The sequence below is a fragment of the Amycolatopsis pigmentata genome (assembly GCF_042684065.1).
Taxonomy (GTDB): Bacteria; Actinomycetota; Actinomycetes; order Mycobacteriales; family Pseudonocardiaceae; genus Amycolatopsis_E; species Amycolatopsis_E pigmentata.
Map to the genome: position 1 here is coordinate 108574 of NZ_JBHUKR010000007.1, position 16565 is coordinate 125138.

General features: G+C 69.9%; 14 protein-coding genes. All 14 read right to left on the reverse strand.

Annotated features, from left to right (window positions below):
- Window position 1 precedes the first annotated feature (1 nt).
- Window positions 2–466 carry a GNAT family N-acetyltransferase gene (locus ACFSXZ_RS13440; RefSeq protein WP_378264990.1) on the reverse strand — a complete coding sequence of 155 codons (465 nt, stop codon included), beginning with the start codon at window positions 464–466 and terminating at the stop codon, window positions 2–4.
- Complete coding sequence (locus ACFSXZ_RS13445) at window positions 415–1416, reverse strand: NAD-dependent epimerase/dehydratase family protein (protein ID WP_378264991.1); 1002 nt, start codon at window positions 1414–1416, stop codon at window positions 415–417. The genes ACFSXZ_RS13440 and ACFSXZ_RS13445 overlap by 52 nt, the downstream gene beginning before the upstream one ends.
- Complete coding sequence (locus ACFSXZ_RS13450) at window positions 1417–2073, reverse strand: sugar transferase (RefSeq protein WP_378264993.1); 657 nt, start codon at window positions 2071–2073, stop codon at window positions 1417–1419. It abuts the gene before it with no gap.
- Window positions 2066–2617 carry a DapH/DapD/GlmU-related protein gene (locus tag ACFSXZ_RS13455; RefSeq protein WP_378264995.1) on the reverse strand — a complete coding sequence of 184 codons (552 nt, stop codon included), beginning with the start codon at window positions 2615–2617 and terminating at the stop codon, window positions 2066–2068. Before ACFSXZ_RS13455 ends, ACFSXZ_RS13450 begins: the two co-directional genes overlap by 8 nt.
- Window positions 2614–3888 (reverse strand): lipopolysaccharide biosynthesis protein, encoded by a 1275-nt coding sequence (locus tag ACFSXZ_RS13460; protein ID WP_378264997.1) that lies wholly within the window; start codon window positions 3886–3888, stop codon window positions 2614–2616. Before ACFSXZ_RS13460 ends, ACFSXZ_RS13455 begins: the two co-directional genes overlap by 4 nt.
- Entirely contained in the window at window positions 3885–5234 is a 1350-nt protein-coding gene (wzy, locus tag ACFSXZ_RS13465; protein WP_378264999.1) for an O-antigen polysaccharide polymerase Wzy, read from the reverse strand. The genes ACFSXZ_RS13460 and wzy overlap by 4 nt, the downstream gene beginning before the upstream one ends.
- 5 nt (window positions 5235–5239) lie before the next feature.
- The gene (locus tag ACFSXZ_RS13470) at window positions 5240–6325 is read right to left on the reverse strand and encodes a glycosyltransferase (RefSeq protein WP_378265001.1); all 1086 of its coding nucleotides are present in this window, start codon (window positions 6323–6325) and stop codon (window positions 5240–5242) included.
- Window positions 6326–6384: 59 nt separating this feature from the next.
- Window positions 6385–8898, reverse strand: coding sequence for a glycosyltransferase (locus ACFSXZ_RS13475; protein WP_378265003.1), 2514 nt, complete (start codon window positions 8896–8898; stop codon window positions 6385–6387).
- Window positions 8895–10100, reverse strand: coding sequence for a DegT/DnrJ/EryC1/StrS family aminotransferase (locus ACFSXZ_RS13480; protein WP_378265005.1), 1206 nt, complete (start codon window positions 10098–10100; stop codon window positions 8895–8897). Before ACFSXZ_RS13480 ends, ACFSXZ_RS13475 begins: the two co-directional genes overlap by 4 nt.
- 391 nt (window positions 10101–10491) lie before the next feature.
- Entirely contained in the window at window positions 10492–11769 is a 1278-nt protein-coding gene (locus tag ACFSXZ_RS13485; RefSeq protein ID WP_378265007.1) for a nucleotide sugar dehydrogenase, read from the reverse strand.
- A 61-nt stretch (window positions 11770–11830) separates the two neighbouring features.
- Window positions 11831–12784, reverse strand: a complete 954-nt coding sequence (locus ACFSXZ_RS13490; RefSeq protein WP_378265009.1) for an NAD-dependent epimerase/dehydratase family protein — start codon at window positions 12782–12784, stop codon at window positions 11831–11833.
- Window positions 12781–14688: a polysaccharide biosynthesis protein gene (locus tag ACFSXZ_RS13495; RefSeq protein WP_378265011.1), complete on the reverse strand. Its 1908-nt coding sequence runs from the start codon at window positions 14686–14688 to the stop codon at window positions 12781–12783. Before ACFSXZ_RS13495 ends, ACFSXZ_RS13490 begins: the two co-directional genes overlap by 4 nt.
- A gap of 143 nt (window positions 14689–14831) precedes the next feature.
- Window positions 14832–15485, reverse strand: coding sequence for an arsenate reductase/protein-tyrosine-phosphatase family protein (locus tag ACFSXZ_RS13500; protein WP_378265013.1), 654 nt, complete (start codon window positions 15483–15485; stop codon window positions 14832–14834).
- Window positions 15486–15496: 11 nt separating this feature from the next.
- Complete coding sequence (locus ACFSXZ_RS13505; RefSeq protein WP_378265015.1) at window positions 15497–16564, reverse strand: LCP family protein; 1068 nt, start codon at window positions 16562–16564, stop codon at window positions 15497–15499.
- Between the last annotated feature and the right edge of the window lies 1 nt (window position 16565).

Sequence of the window (16565 nt, forward strand, 5' to 3'; positions counted from 1 at the left end):
GTCACAACTCTACGTCTCGAGGGTAGGCTTCCGGCGACCAACGGTAGCGGATCCACCCGGTTACGGGTTCGGCGCCGAGATCGCGGTAAAAGGCCTCCGCGCGAGTGTTTCCGGCCTGCATGTCCCACTCGACCCGGCCGGTGGTGCGGGCGCGGAGGGCGCCGAGCAACTCGCGCCCGAGGCCGTGCCGCCGGTGGCGGGGGCGGACGTAGAGATCGTCGAGCCAGATCCCGGGCCTGCCTTCCCACGTGGAGAAGTTCCACGAGCAGAACGCGAAGCCCGCGACCTCGGCCGCCCCGGGCGGTTCGGCGATGAGAACCCACGCCTTCGGTTCGGGACCGAAAAGGTGCTTGGTCATCTCGACGCGGTCGAGGACCAGCGTTTCGTTGCCCTCGTAACGGGCGTGCTCCTCGATCAGGGCACAGATCTCTGCGGCGTCGGCTGGTTCGGCGTCACGGACGGGCATGACGTCATGCTAGGTGGTGCGGCCGGGCGCGGGCCGATCTCGGCGTGCCACTGGTCGGCGACCAGCCGTGCCAGGTTGGAGTACCGGGGCCGCCAGGACAGCTCCTCTCGCGCTTTCGAGGTGTCGGTCCGCAACTCCCGGACTTCGCCCGGATGAGAGGGGTGGAACCTGACCGGAACGTCACGTCCGGTCACGCTTCGCGTCATCGCGACGACGTCGGTGACTCTCGCGGCGGTCGCGCCGATGTTGAACACCCGGTGATGCCCGGGTTCGCACTCCGCGACGGCGGCCACGAACGCACCCGCGGCGTCCAGCACGTGCACGAAGTCACGGACCGCCCCTCCGTCGCCGTAGACATCGAGCTCAGGGATTCTTCCGGCCGCCACGGCGCAGGCCCGGGTGATGAGGCGGCTGTCGTCACGATCGCCGTGCGGACCCACCCCACCCGCCACGTTCGCGACACGCAGGGTGACGGCACCGATCGCGCCCGCGGCCGCGGTCCAGCCGATCGCCTGTTCGGCCGCGACCTTCGAGGCGGCGTAAGGGTTTCTCGGGTCGGCCGGGGTCTCCTCGGTGATCGGCTGGCGGACCGGCACCCCGTAGACGCTCACGGTGGAGGCGGCCACGAGCCGGGACGGCCCGGCACGGCGTTCGCTCAGTACCTCCAGCAGGTTGAGGACGCCCGCGGCGTTCGTCTGGTAGTACCGCACCGGCCGCTCGAACGCCTTGCGCACCCCGGCCAGTGCGGAGAGGTGGATCACGGCGTCGACGTCCTCGGTGGCCGCCCGCAGCGAGGCGATGTCCCGGACGTCACCGTGGCGCCAGATCACTCCCTCGATGTCGGGCTTGGCCCGATGAGCCAGGCCGACGGGTTCGTGCCCGCGGCGCAGGAGTTGCCCCACGACGACGCGCCCGACATAGCCGGACGCCCCGGTCACCAGGACACGCATTCAGGTCCTCGCCTGCTGCCGGCAAGGGGTGACCCGCGGCTCGCAGCGAGCCGCACAGCACGGCGAGTTCGCGCTGGGGAAATCCGGGTTGGTGCCGCCGGGGCCGATCACTCCGCGCGGCCGCAGGAGGTGGCCGAAGGTCGCGACGACGATCTTCAGGTCCACCCGGGGCCCGCGATGCGCGACGTACCAGAGATCGAGTTCGATGCGTTCGGGCAGGCTCACCGAGTTGCGGCCGTTGACCTGCGCCCACCCGGTGATACCGGGCCGCACGACAAGCCGTCCTCGTTGCCGAGGGCAGTACCGTTCCAGGTGTTCCGGGAGCCCGGGGCGGGGCCCGATCAGACTCATGTGTCCACAAAGGACATTGAACAACTGGGGAAGTTCGTCGAGACTGGTCGCGCGCAGGAAGATCCCCAGGCGGGTCAGCCGTTGATAGTCGGGCTGACCCTCGTAGACCGTCGGCAGCAGGGTGCGGAACTTGATGATCCGGAACTGCCTGCCGTCCCGCCCGAGCCGCCACTGACGAAACAGCACCGGCGAGCCCATTCGCAGGCGGATGACGACCGCCACCGTGAGCAGGACCGGGGCCAGCACCATCAGCACGACACCCGCCACCAGCACGTCGACCAGCCGTCGCACCACACCGTCACGCATCCTGCTCACCTCGGTTCGCCGCCACGGCGAAATGGCGTTTGAGTGCCTCGTGTTTCTCGCGCTCGGGCAGTTCCGCTACATCGACCGATTTCCGCAGCACCCGTTCGCGATATTCGTCGATCCCGCAGAGGATCCGGGCCGGAACCCCCGCCACCACCACACCGTCCGGCACGTTGCGGGTCACCACGCTGCCCGCGCCGACGACCACCCGTGAGCCGATCGACACGCCCGGCAGCACGATGGCGTTGGCGCCGAGCACGACGTCGTCGCCCACCGAAATCGGCGCCACCACGTCGAGTTCGGGATGGTGTTCCCGGAACAGCCAGACACCGCCGTCATGGGTGATGAACTGGACTCCGCCGCACACCAGCACCCGCCGTCCCAGCGAGACCAGATAGGGCTCGGAGCCGAACGTCCCGGCGCGGAAGCCGGGAAACCAGCAACCCGGCCCCACCTCGACGCCGATGCGCCGGGCGTAGCCGACCGGGTCCTTCTTGATCAGGTACAACCGGTACAGGGCGGAAAGCGCGCGCTTGACGATCATGCTGACGGTCCATTCTGGACAGTGGCGGGCAACGGCGAGACCTCCGTTTCGCGGAGGTGTTTCCTGATCAGTTCCCATGAGGACACCGACAACGCGGCGTAGACGATCGCCGAACCCACGGCGACACCCGCCGCCCCGGCGACGGCGGCCGAGACGGCGTAGACCGCGAGCGCGCCGACGGTGCCCACGACGCCGAGAGTTCCCGCGGTACGCGTCCAGCCTCCGCCGAGCAGGCCACGGCTGGTCACCGCGTACGGCGCGAAACACACTTCGGCGAGTACCAGCACGACGAGCAGTCCGCGTGCACCGGCGAAACCGGCACCGAAGACGGGCACGATGAAAGCCCAGCCCGCGGCCAGGATCACCAAGCCGCCCGCCACGGAAGCCGCGACCGCGAACCGGCTTGCGCGAGCCAGCCGTGACACGCCTTGTCCCAACGAGACTTCTCGCAAGAACAGTTGTCCGAGCGCGGTCGGCAAGATGCGCGAAGTCTCGCTGATCGTGGAAGCCAGCGAGTACACCCCGACCGCGGACGTCCCGGCCAGCGCGCCGAGGAGGTAGCGGTCCGCCCGCAGCGCCAGTGTCAGGCCGACCGTCAGCCCCAGGGCGGGCAACCCGCGACGGATCAGCGGGCGCATGGCCGTCCTCCCGGCGAGCGAAAAGCTCACCAGTCCGAGCCGCCGCAGGCGAACCACCAGGAACGGCACCACCAGGAGCGTTCCGGTCGCCTGCGCGAGGAACAACGCGGCCACCGACCGGGTCTGGGAAAGGACGAGCAGCAGACCGCCCAGCGCGGCCGCACTCATCGCCGCGGCCGCCAGCGCGCCCTGCCGGAACCGGCCGTCGGCATAGAAGAGGTCGGCGATCTGGGTCAGCAATGTCTGGCCCGCCGTGAAGACCGCGGTGGCGGCCAGGAAGGGAGCGGAAGCCAGCGCCGGGTCGATGAAATCCGCCGACCCGCGGATCACCGCGACCGCGGCCACCGGCGCGAACAGCGTGCCGACCATCGTGCACCACGTGTAGCCCCGCACCAACGCCAGTCGTTCGCCGGGCCCGGCCGCCGTCGGCAGTCGTGCGCGCAGGGCGGAGCCGGTGCCCATTCCACCGACCATCCCGACGATGGCACCGACGGTCAGCCCCAGCACCATCACGCCGCGGTCGGCCGGCCCGAGCGCACGGGTGGCCAGGAGCGCCGCGATCGCGTTCAGCGCCAACTGCGCGGCACCCGCGCCGTAGAGCGCGGCCAGTCTGCCCCGTCCCGCCTGGTTCATCGGGTGACCCCCTCCCGGCGACGCTCCGGTGCTCCGGACCAGACCAGCCAGAGCACGAGAACGCCGAGGCCGATCTGCACCGGAACCGCGGCGAAGCTGTTGCGAACCTGCACCAGCAAGGGCAGCAGAAGGACACCGACGATCGCGTTGCCTCGCGCAGTACGGGGAAGCTTTTCGAGCAGGCCCACCGCCAGCCCGATGGCGCCCATCAGCAGCACGACTCCGGCCATGCCGAAGTTGTGATACCCCTCGGCGATCGGAGAGCCACCGATGTTGCCCACCCGGTGCGCGATCTCCAGGTTGAACAGGCGATCGTCGTAGACCGGCGCGCCCCCGTTCCGCCCGGTCAGGTTCTCCACGAACCGCAGCGGCACGCTGATCAGGGTCACTCCGTGGCGGAACGGTTCGGCGGCCGTGTGCCAGTCCAACGTCGCCGCCACCGGGCGCAGTGAATATCCCATCTCGGCCAGCGCGTCCAGTGGCGAACCGAGGGACGCGGAGCCGAACACGGCGAAGTCGGCCGACCGGGTCTGCCGTACCAGGCCGATCAGGACCATGACCACGACGCTGCCCATGGCTGTCCACAATGGTCTGATCCGGCGCCCCTGGCGCACCTCGGTCACGAGCAGAGCCAGCAACGGAAAGAGCACCGCGCCGCGCGATCCGACCATGAACGCGACGACGGCGTAACACCCGAAAGCCGCCCACGTCACCGCCCTGACCCGGCCGCCGGCGATCACACCGAGGACACCGCCGAAGCCGACCAGCACCGTCCCGTAACCGAGGGCGCCGTCGGACTCGTTGGTGTGGATGAAGGTGAGGTACCCGCCGGAGGCGACGCCGATACCGCCCGCGTTCGCCAGCGCCAGCGCGAAAATCGTGATGCCCACGGCGAGACAGGCGAGGCCGACGATGGTGAGCCTGGTATGCACGGGCTCGCGCGGGGACGGCAGTGCCCAGGCCTTGGAAGACGCCGCCTCGGTCGCGACGGTGAACGTGACCATGCCCAGCAACGCGAGTTCGACCGCGCCTGGCGTGTACCCGGCGAACACCCACGAAATGTCGTAGGCCGTGAAGGCGTCGGGGCCGCGCAGCGCGATGCTCAACAGCAGACCGCCGTGAAAGAAACCGAACAGCGTGAGATAGGCCGCGCCGGGCCGGTAAAAACCGCCTGGAACACCACCTGCCATCAGCGCCAGGCAAGCCGTCCACACGACGAAGAAGACCGCCGCGTCGGCGCTCAGATCCGTCGGCATGGCCCCGGACAACGACCCGAGCACAACCACGACCGCGAGCCCCAGCGCGGGCAGGACTCGGCCGTGAGTGCGCGGTGCCAGAGGAGCCACGGAAGCTAGGAGCGTTTCGCGCACACCGTCCTCCATGCCCGCGCGGCCCCGGTGAGCGTGAAGCGGGACGCGGCCAGGCTTTCCGCTATCCGGTCCCTCGCGGCTTCCGGCAGTCCGGCCAACTGAAGAGCCGTCCGCGCCCACACCGCCGGCCCCTCGTCCAGGGGCAGCAGGGTCAGGCCCTCCACTTCCATCGCCAGGTCACACAGGCCCGGCAGGTCGCTGCAGAGCACCGGCACGCCCGCGGCCAGCGCCTCGAGGACCACTGTGGGCAGGCCCTCACGAAGGGACGGCAGGAGCAGCACATCGGCGTCCGCGAGAATCCGCTCCACCTGGTCGTGTTCGCCAATGAGCCGCACCGACGGATCGCTCGCGACCTCCCGGTCGACGGCTTCGAGGTCGGTGTTCTCGCCGGGACCGACGGCGGTCAGCGTCACCGAGCTGTCCAGCCGCTTGGCCTCGGCCAGTACACGCAGCAGGAAACCTCGGTTCTTCTCCGGAGCGGCGCGTCCAATGTGGACGAGCGAAGTACCGCGCGTCCGTGGTTCGCGGAGCTCCCGAGCCCGGGCGAAGCGGGCCACGTCGACCCCGTTGGGCAGCACCCGATAACGCGGGTCACGACCGGTGGCACCGGCGAAAGCGACGGAGGCCGCGGTCACGCCAAGCACGTCGGTTGCCGAGACGCGCAGGAATCCCCGCAGCAACGCCCGTTGTGCCCGGCGAGGCAGGGTGTCCGGCCTGCCGTCGCCTTCGCTGCTCATCCGCGCGATCCGCACCCGCACTCCGGCCAGCGCGGCCACCAGCAGTACCAGCCCACTGACCACGCTGATGTGGGACACCACGACATCGGGCCGCACCCGGCGCAGATATCCCCACCACCGGAACGGAAAGAGCGGCTTCGGCCGCACTTGGCACCGGTGCACGACCGCGCCGGCCGCCCGGAACCGGGGCGCCAGCCGCCCCTCGCTGTCCCCGGTGACCACGAAGACCTGGCGCATCTCGGACGGCGGGATCAACTCGCACAATTCGAGCGCGACCGTCTCCACGCCACCCCGGTCCAGCGTGCCCATCACGTTCACGACGGTGGTCATCGTTGTTTCTCCGCGCGCGTTGTGGTCACCTTTACTGCCGCGGGTCGGCACGAAGGGTTTCATCGCCGCCTCGCCGCCGGGACCTGGGCCAGCCACGCCGAGAACTTCCCTTCCAGCAAGGACTGCTCGAAGGTCTGCGCGAGTTTGAGGTTGTCGCGGGACTGCTCTTCCCATGCCTGCTGATCGGTCAGCAGCCGGGCCATCGCGGCGGCCAGCGCCCGGTGATCATCGACCGGGACCAGGCACGACGGGGACAGCAGTTCGGGAATACCGCCGATCCGCGAGCCGACCGCGGGCAGCGCGCGGGCCATCGCCTCGATGAGCGCCCTCGGCATGCCTTCGGTGCGGGAGGGCAGCGCGAACAGCGAGGCCGAGTCCAGCAGCCGCCGGATGGCCGCGCGGTCGTCGACCACCCCGGTGAACCGGACCCGCTCCGCCAGCCCCATCGCATGCGCCAGCTCGATCAACTCGCCGTGGACCCGCCCGCCGCCGATGATCGTGGCGCTGAGGTCCAGACCACTGTCGACGAGCTCGCGAACCGCCCGCAACAGCACGTCGTGCCCCTTGTAGTGGTTCTCCTGGCTGCCGATGGTGACGACGCGGAACGGCGCGGGGCGCCAAGCTCTCGATTGCGCGGCGAGCGTCCCTGGGCGAAGCAGGACGTTGGACAGTCCGATGCTCGGCGTGCCGGGACGGCGGGGATAGCGCCGTTGCAGCGTCCGGTTCGTGACGTACAACGACGCACCGGCGTGACGTACCAGCCAGCGCATCTGGGCTTCGGCGAGCGGTGCGAGACGGCGGCCCACCGAACCCAGCACGCCCGCTCGCAGGACGTCCGCGGGATCCCCGATGACCTCCACGGCGTACTCACGCCGCAGGACACGGCAGACCGCCGCCGCGATCGACCCCATGACGCCGGGCACCCGCAGGATGATCGTGTCGGCCGTGGCGACGGCTCGCGCCACCGCCACCACCAGCGGCACCAGCCGGCGCATCAGCCCGCCGACCCCGACGTAGTACGGCAACGGCACGAGCGTGACCCCACCGGGCAGCGCCACCGTGTCGGCAAGCGCCCGAGGATCACCCCGGCCGACCACCCGGACCTGGTTTGTGGAGGAAGGTGGATTTGCTGGGCCGGAGGCGGCGACAGTGGCCGTCCACCGCGTTGGTTGTCCGCCGGAGGCCGCTGCACGCGGCCGGACACGCTTTTCGTCCGGCCGCCGATCGGGCACGGATGGTCCGTAGGAAACATCCCTTCCTCCACTACCGGGGTGCAGGTAGCGGTCCCAGGACTGGGCGCGCGTGGCCGGATCGAGGGCGGTCCAACCGCCGTCCGGGCGCCGGGCGAATCGGGCTTCGGTGAAGATGCTGAACACCCTCGGCCGCGCTTCGGCCGCGGCGGTCGCGTGTTCCGCGCTGGACTCGATCACGTCCGCGACGGCCGCCGCGATGCGCGCGTCGTCGAACAGTTCGACCGCGAGCCGCCGGGCGCGGGCACCACGTTCGACCAGTTCACCGCGAAGATGTTCGGCGCGGGCCAGCCGGAGGGCGGCGGCCAGTTCGGCGGCGTTCCCCCGGCGGACGACCCATCCCGAGCCGGGCACGACGGTGTCCGGCAGCGCGCCCGCGTCGCTGACGATGCTGGGCACGCCCATCGCGCAGGCCTCGCGCGCGGCACCGTGATTCTCCGACAGGGACGGGGAAACGCTGACGTCCGCGGCCGCGTAATACGGCCGCACATCGTCCACGGTGTCGAGCCAGGTGACGCCGCTGCCGGGATTCGCGGTGCGGAACCGGTCCATCAATTCGAGCCGGTGCCGCTCGCCCGCGGGCCCGAACCCGCCGCCGACCAGGATGAGGTGGCTGTCCGGATACTCGGCGTGGAACCCGCGCCACGCGTCGAGCACCACGTCGTGCCCCTTGATCCCCCGCCCGCGGTGCACGAGCCGCTTGGGCGCGTACACCAGCGCGACCATGACCGCGACGAAGGTGTCCGGCGCGATCCCGAGCGACTCGCGGGCACGGGCGCGCTCCTCGCCCGAGGCCGGCCGAAAATAGCCGAGGTCGGCGCCGTAGAAGATCACCGGCGTCTGCTCCCGCGTGCGGCCGAACGCGCGGTAGTACCGGGCGGTGAACTCGCTGGCCGCGATCGTCACCGTGTCGAGCCGGGCCAGCCGCCGCTCGAACATCCGGATCAGCGCCGACTCCAGGTAGAGCGGGCCCGCGACCATGTGCACCCTGGGCGCGCCGAACCGCAGGCTGGCCAGCCTGGTCGCCAGCGCGGACGCGTAAAGGTGGTAGTGCAGGACGTCCGGCGCCAGTTCGCGGAGCGTACGGCGGAGCCGCAGCAAGCCGGCCGCCGCGCGGCGCGGCGAGCGGAAGCTGAAATCGAACGGGCTGTCCACCACGGCCACTCCGCGCGCGGCCAGCGCCCTGGACAGCGGCCCCTCGGGCGGCGGGAGCACCGCGACCACCTCGTGCCCCCTCGCGCGCAGTTCGTCCACATGCGACAGTGTGAAGAGGCCACCCTGAGCCGTCTTCAACACCAGGACGACCCGGAGCGGGCGGATCACGCCGTCGCCGCCTTGAGCACCTTCACCACCGCGGCGACCACTTCCATCATGTCGCTGGTGTTCAGGCCGGGATGGACGGGCAGGGTCAGCGAGGTCTGCCCGAGTTCGGCGGCGATGGGCAGCCGGGCCGGCACGTCTTCGACCGACTCGAAGGCCCGTTCGCGGTAGATCTCCGCGCAACCGCCGTATCCGCACGGAATACCCTCGGCCATGATCGCCGTGACGATCCGGTCGCGGTTCCAGCCGCGCGCGAGTTGCTCGGGCCGGACGTGCGCGTAGAACCGGTGGTAGGAATGCTCGATGTGGGCGGGCGGATCCTCGACCCGGATGCCGGTCTGGCCACGCAGCACATCGAGCAGGAGCCCGGCGTTGGTCTGCCGCTGCTTCACCCAGTTCGCCAGCTTGGCCAGTTGGAGACGACCGACGGCGGCCTGGATCTCGGTCAGCCGGGCGTTGGTGCCGAAACTGTCGTGCAGCCATCGCGACCGCGGCTGGTGCGGGCTCCGATGCATCTCGGCGACGTTCTTGCCGTGGTCCTTCAACTCCCAGCAACGCCGCCACAGCTTGAGGTCGGAGGTGGTGACGGCGCCGCCCTCGCCCGCGGTGGTCATGATCTTGTCGTCGCAGAACGACCAGGTGGCCAGGTCACCGAAGCTGCCGACCGACTGGCCGAAGTACCGCGCGCCGTGCGCCTGCGAACAGTCCTCGATCACCTGGATGCCCCGGTTCTCGGTCATCTGCAGCAGCGTGGACATCTCCGCGGGATGGCCGGCGAAGTGGACCACGACGACCGCGCGGGTCCGCTCGGTCAGCACCGCCTCGACGGTTTCCGCGGTGACGCACTGGGTGCGCAGCTCGACGTCGGCGATCACCGGCTTCGCTCCACAGTGGACAACGGAACTGGGCACGGCGAAGAAGCTCGCGGCCGGCACGATCACCTCGTCTCCCGGCCCGATGTCGAGCGCGCGCAGCGCCAGTTCCAGTGCCACGGTTTCGTTGGACATCGCCACGGCGTAGCGGGTTCCCACCGCCGAGGCGAATTCGTGCTCGAACGCGCGTCCGTGCGGACCCGTCCAGTAGTTCACCCGGCCCGAATTGAGCACTTCCCGGACCGCGGCGACTTCTTCACCGTCGAAAATGGGCCAGGTCGGCAGCGGCGCGGTGCGGACCGGCCTGCCCCCGTCGATGGCTAATGCGATCATTGTCGGCTCCCGTAGGTCGAAGCGACTCCTTCGAGCCGGGTGGCGGACATGGCGTCCGGACCCGGTTGCCGGTGGGGGACCACGATCTCGGTGTGCTTCCGGCCCGGGAGGAAGCCGGGCCGGCAGGCCCCGGCTGGGCGGGCCCGGTACCGATCCGACCAAAAGCAGGCGGAAACGGTCCGCAGCCAATCTGCTGGTAGACAACCGTTTCCGCCATGGCTGTGGTCGGATTGGCAACGATCGGCGCAGTGTCGCCCAGCCGGGCAAAGGGCCCCGCTCCGCAGCGTTCCGGCGGGGCCGCCTGCTCCCTCGACCGCCCCGCGGCCCGGTGCGGCGAGCAGGACCGTCCGGGCCCCCTGCGCCCGGACGGAGATTCGGATGACGACGCGGTTCACAGGTGCTCCACCTGGCTTCCGCGCAGACGGTTCCGGGTGTCGAGGACCAGGTCGGAACCGCGCTCCACGATCTCGTAGTCGACGTCGTCGTGGTCGGTGAGCAGGACGACCGCGTCGGCCTGCCGCACGCACGACTCGGTCAACTCGACGAGCTTCATCGCCGGCGGGCACCGGTGGGCCTCCACATGGGAGTCCACCACCCGGATCACCGCGCCCTGTTCGGCCAGCAACTCGACCACGCGCAGTACCGGAGACTCACGGATGTCGCCGGTGTTCGGCTTGTAGGACAGGCCCAGCAGCAGGATCACGCTGCCCTGCACCGCCTTCCGCCGCCGGTTGAGCGCGGCGGTGAGCCGCTGGACCACGTAGTCCGGCATGTGGTCGTTGATGTCGTTGGCCAGCGCCACGAACCGGAACTCGCGGTTGAGGTCGTGACGCACCCGCCAGGACAGGAAGCCGGGGTCCACCGGCAGGCAGTGCCCGCCCACGCCCGGCCCCGGACGGAAGGGAAGGAAACCGAACGGCTTGGTCGAGGCCGCCTCGACGGCTCCCCAGATGTCGACCCCGAGTTCGTGCGCGAACATCGCGATCTCGTTGATCAGGGCGATGTTGACGTGCCGGAAGGTGTTCTCCACCAGCTTGGCCAGCTCCGCCTCGCGGGTGGTGGCCACCGGGACGGTGCGCTCGACCAGCGCGTCGTAGAGCGACTTGACCGCAGCCAGCGATCTTTCGTCCACCCCGGAGACGATCTTCGGCGTGTTCGCGAGTGTCCATTTAGGATTACCCGGATCAATCCGTTCCGGGCTGTACCCCACGAAGAAGTCCCGCCCGGCGCGCAGTCCGCTGCCCTTTTCCAGCAGCGGCACGACGATTTCTTCGGTGGTACCGGGATAGCTCGTCGACTCCAGCACCACCGTCGCGCCGGGCCGCAGGTGCGCGGCGATGCCGTCGGCGGCGGACTCGACGTAGCCGAGATCGGGCACGAAGTCCTTCAGCGGTGTCGGAACGGTGATGATCGCGGCGTCGAAGGCTTCCGCGTCCTCGTAGGAGACGGTGGGCCGGTAACGCCCGGTGGCGAGCGCCTGGCACAGCTCCCCGTCCCCGACATCGTCCACATAGGACCGTCCGTCCTTGAGCGACCAGACGCGCACCGCGTCCAGGTCCAGCCCGACGACGGAGAAACCCGCTGCGACCGCCCGCATGGCGACCGGCAGCCCGACATAACCCTGGCCCACCACGACCAACCGGAGGTGACGGCCCATGAGATCGTTCACCCTCGTTCTCCCGCACCATCGCCGTAGCCGGCTCGAGTGCCGCGGCTCGAGACCTTTTCGCTCATGCGGGCACCTCCTTCGCCTGGGGCTCCGCGAGCGACTCCAGCCACGAGATCGTGCGCACCAGACCGTGCGCCAGCGGGACCGGATGGACACGCGGGAACAGCTTGGTGAGCACTCCCGGCTCCGCCTGCGAATGCCTGACGTCACCGGGCCTCGGCGGGCGGTACCGGACGTCGAGTGGACGGCCCAGCAGGTCGGAGAGGACGGCGACGATCTCGTTCACCGTGGTGCGCGTGCCGAAGGCCAGGTTCACCGGCCGTATCCCGCTCATCCGGCTCGCGACCGCTTCCGCCAGTATCTCCACCACCGAGCCGATGAAGGTGAAGTCCCGGCTCTGTTCACCGTCGCCGTAGATGGTGAGCGGAAGGCCGTGCAACGCGTTGAAGACGAACGACGGGATGACCGCGGCGTAGGCATGATTGGGCGCCTGCAACGGCCCGAAGATGTTGAAGAAGCGGAAAACGCAGCACTCGAGACCGAAGGAGGACTGATAGGCCAGCGCGTACGATTCGGCCGCGAGTTTGCTGACCGCGTACGGGCTGGACGGCAGGCAGACCAGGTCGGGCGTCTTCGGGAGCGTGGGGTTGCGCCCGTAGACGGAGCTGGAGGACGCGACGATCACGTGAGCACCGCTTTCCCGCGCGGCCTCGAGCACTGTCATCGTGCCGGTCACGTTGGTTTCGTGGCTACGACGGGGATTTTCGATCGACCTGAGCACCGCGGGCACGGCGGCGAGGTGCACGATCGACTCGGCGCCCGCGCACGTGGCCGCGACCGCCACGGGGTCCAGCACCGAGCCTTTCCGGAATTCGACGTCGAGCCCGTCGAGATTGCTCAGTTTGCCCGTGCTCAGGTTGTCGAGCACCACGACCTCGTAGTCCCGCCGGCTCAGCAATTCCCGGCAGAGGTTGGCGCCGACGAAGCCGGCACCGCCGGTCACCACGACCTTCATCGGGGCTCGACTCTCTTTCCGGACCGGGCCGCCACGACGGTGGCCACCCTGTCCATCTCGACCGGACTGCCCGTCCGCGGGGCGACGATCCGGGGGCTTTCCACGAGTTCGGCCATCGCGGCGGCGCTGCCGAACCGGCTGTGCCGGGCCAGCACGGTCCGGGCCGGCAGCGGCGGCACCTGGATGTGCGAGATCGCGGGATGGACCGGGCGATGGTCCTGCTCGCCCTCGCCGAAGAGTTCCTCGTGGAGCTTTTCGCCCGGGCCGAGGCCGGTGAACACGATCGGCGAGTCGCTCCCGGACATCTCGATGAGCTGTTCGGCCAGGTCTCGAATGCGGGCGGGGGCGCCCATGTCGAGCACCAGGGCTTCGCCGGAGGCACCGATCACGGCGGCCTGGATGACCAGTTGGACCGCCTCCGGCACGGTCATGAAGAAGCGGGTCACGTCGGGATGGGTCACGGTCACCGGAAGGCCCGCGGCGAGTTGCTCGGCGAAGGTGGTCAGTACGGAACCGCGGCTGCCCAGGACGTTGCCGAAGCGCACGGAGAGGTAGACCCCGTCGGTTCGTCCCGCGGCGTCGGCGACCAGCCTTTCCGCGACGCGCTTGGACCGGCCGAGCACGCTGGTCGGGTTGGCCGCCTTGTCCGTGGAGATGTTCACGAACCGGCGCACCCCGGCCCGGCGCGCGGCATCGAGCACGTTCATGGTGCCCAGCACGTTGGTCTTCCATGCCTCGTCGGGATGCCGCTCCAGCACCGGCAGGTGTTTCAACGCCGCGGCGTGGAACACCAGGTCCGGGCGAAGCTCTCGGAGCAGCCCGCGCATGGCGTCGGCGTCCCTGATGTCGGCGAGAACCAGGCTCGGCGAATCGAGCCGGGCCTCGCCGTGGATCGACAACTGCACCCCGTGCAGCGCGGTTTCGTCCCGGTCCAGCATGAACAACTCCGCGGGCGCGAACCGGTGGATCTGGCGGCAGAGCTCCGAACCGATCGAACCGCCCGCCCCGGTCACCAGCACGCGCGCTCCCCGTAGGCGGCCCGAAACCGAGTCGAGGTCGGTGTCGACCGGACGGCGTCCCAGCAGTTCCGTGACATCCACGTTCCGCAGATCGGCCATCTTCATCCAGGGCTGGAGCTGCTCGCTCAACGGCGGCAAGGTCTTCACATCGAGGCCTGCCGTCCTGGCCAGTGCCTTGACCGCCCGGATCTTCGCCGGGGCCGGGTTCGGCACCGCCACGACGAGTTGCCGCGCGCCGGTCTGCCCGGCCACCGCCACCAGTTCCCGCCAGGTACCGCGCACCGGGACGCCGCGAATCCGGCTGTTGCGCAGGGCGGGGTCGTCGTCGAGCAGGGCCACCGGCAGCGTGTTGCCCGCACCGCCGGACACCATCGTCCGCACCAGTTCCCGGCCTCGCACGCCCGCGCCGTAGACGATCACCCGGTGCGCCGAGCGCGGATCAGGCCGGGCCCTGCGGTCCCGGTAGCAGCGGACCGCGAGCCGCGCGGCCACGGAGAGGGCGAGCGCGAGGAACGCCGCGATGAGCGGCACCGAGCGCGGCACCGAGGGAGTGCCGCACAGCACATCCATCCCCAACGCCGCGAGACAGACCGCCGCGGTCACGCCGGCCAGGCCGAGCGCCTCGTCGAGGCTGCCGACCGGATACCGGCCGAGGTACAGCCGGCTGACGGCGCCGGCGATCCAGGTCATCGCCACGGTGACGGCCGTGATCCGGGCGAGGCCGGCCAGGTCGGCCTGACCGAGATCGAACTCGTAGCGCAGCCACGTCGCCCCCGTCAGCGCCACTGCCCAGCACCCGGCATCGACCAGCGGTGCGCCCACCCGGGTCAGCCACCGCGGCGCGGCCACCGAGGCCAGCGGAAAAAAGATGGAGGTTGGTCGCATGGATCGCAGTTCTCCCTAGAATGCGTTCGGCAAATGTTGCCGACAACGCCCCAGGATGCCGCGGGGTCTGGGGAGACATCGAGGATTCGTTCGACCTTGCTGACGTTCAGCTTAGCATTTTCGGAGTCTGCCCGGTCGTCGGTTCACCGTATCGAGTCGATTGCCGGAAAGCGGTTACTCAAGGTTCGCCCGCCATTCCCGGAACCGAGCAACGCGATAAGACCCAGCAAGGATTCCTCGATCAACTTCGCCGCGTGGTGGTGGCCGCCGGGGCCGAGCGAGACGGGGTCGGGAACCGCATCCTCTTCCGGCGGCACATAAAGGGCCGTGCCCCGCAATCTGCGGGCCGCCGCCACCGCCGCCTTCGCCCGTTCCACCGGGTCACCGGGAAGCGTGTCCGGGCGGATCGCCTTGGCCAGTCTCGTCATTTCCCGCAGGCAGAAGGTGGTGCGCAAGGCGGAGGGCTGGAGTTCCACGGCCGCCTTGCGGTGCCTTCGTTCGGCGGTGAGCACCAGATCGGAGCCCGCCACCGTGGGCGCGTCCAGCGGATACGACCGGAACCCGCGCGCGATACCGGCCAGTCCCCACCGGGCCAGCTCCGCACGGCTGAACGGATGCATCGTGGCACCGAGAACCGCGGAAGTCCCGGCGCTGGCCACGGTGAACCGGGCCGCGTCCACCACGCCCAGCCTTTCCCGCAGCAAATGCCGGGCGAGGATTTCGGCGAATGCCGAACGGCAGATTCCCCCGGTACACACGAACAGAATCCGGAACGTGGATTGGCTGGGCAGTGTCATCGGGAGACTCCTCACGAGTCGCCGGGGTATTTTCGGAGATAACGCGCGGGATCGCCGTCGGCGACCGCCTGCCAGAGTTCGGCCGCGCGCGCGTAGTCGAGCCGGGCCACCGCCCTGGTGCCCTCCCAGGCCAGGCCGTTCACCGGCGCGGCCACGAAGGTGATGGCGCGGGCACTGAGCCCTCGCAACCGCCAGGCCATCGAAAACAGTTCGCCGTCGCTCATCGTGTCGTCGACGTCTATCCACCGGCTGAGCGTGTCCAGGAACTCGTAACCCCGGATGGGACTGGACAACAGCCCGTTGGCACCGACCTTGACCAACAGCGCGCGCATGGTCTCCTGCCTGCGCCTGACCCGGTCCAGGTCGCCGTCGGGCAGTTCGTCGTGCCGTCGCACGTAGGTCAGTGCCTGCGCGCCGTCCAGATGGTTCGGACCACGGGAGAAGCTCACTCCCCCCATCGAGACCGGCGAGGCGACATTCACCTCGATGCCGCCGAGGGCATCGGTCACCGCGCGGAGACCGGCGAAGTCCAGCACCGCGAAGTGGTCGACACGGATGCGGGTGAGGTACTCGATGGTCCGCACCAGCAGCGAGGGCTCTCCGCTGTCGTACCCCGCGCTGATCTTGTCCATCCCGTGGCCCGGCACGTCCACCCAGCTGTCCCCGGGCAGCGACACCACGGTGGCGCCGGTGTAGTCCGGCTTGATCCGCACCAGGATGATCATGTCGGCGCGCTGCGCGGCGGACGGGTCCTCGTTCGCGTCGGCGCCCGCCGCCGCAGGCGGCGCGGGGGAAAGCGAATCGCTGCCGACGAGCAGGAACGTCTTCGCCGCGGTGGCGGGCGGCCTGCTCGCCTCGTCCATGCCGGCGAAGACCCCCGAGAACCGGTGGACCTGACCGGTGAAACGCTGGCCGGTCAGGTAGATCCCGCCGATGACCACCACGAGCAGCACGGCCACCGACAGGATCACGATCTTCGCCAGTCTGCGGCCACGCCGCGGGCCCGGCCGCCGGGACGGCGGGCCGCCGGGCTCGGTGTCGGCGGTGCCCGCCGGTTCCGTCGGATGAGCTACGGACATC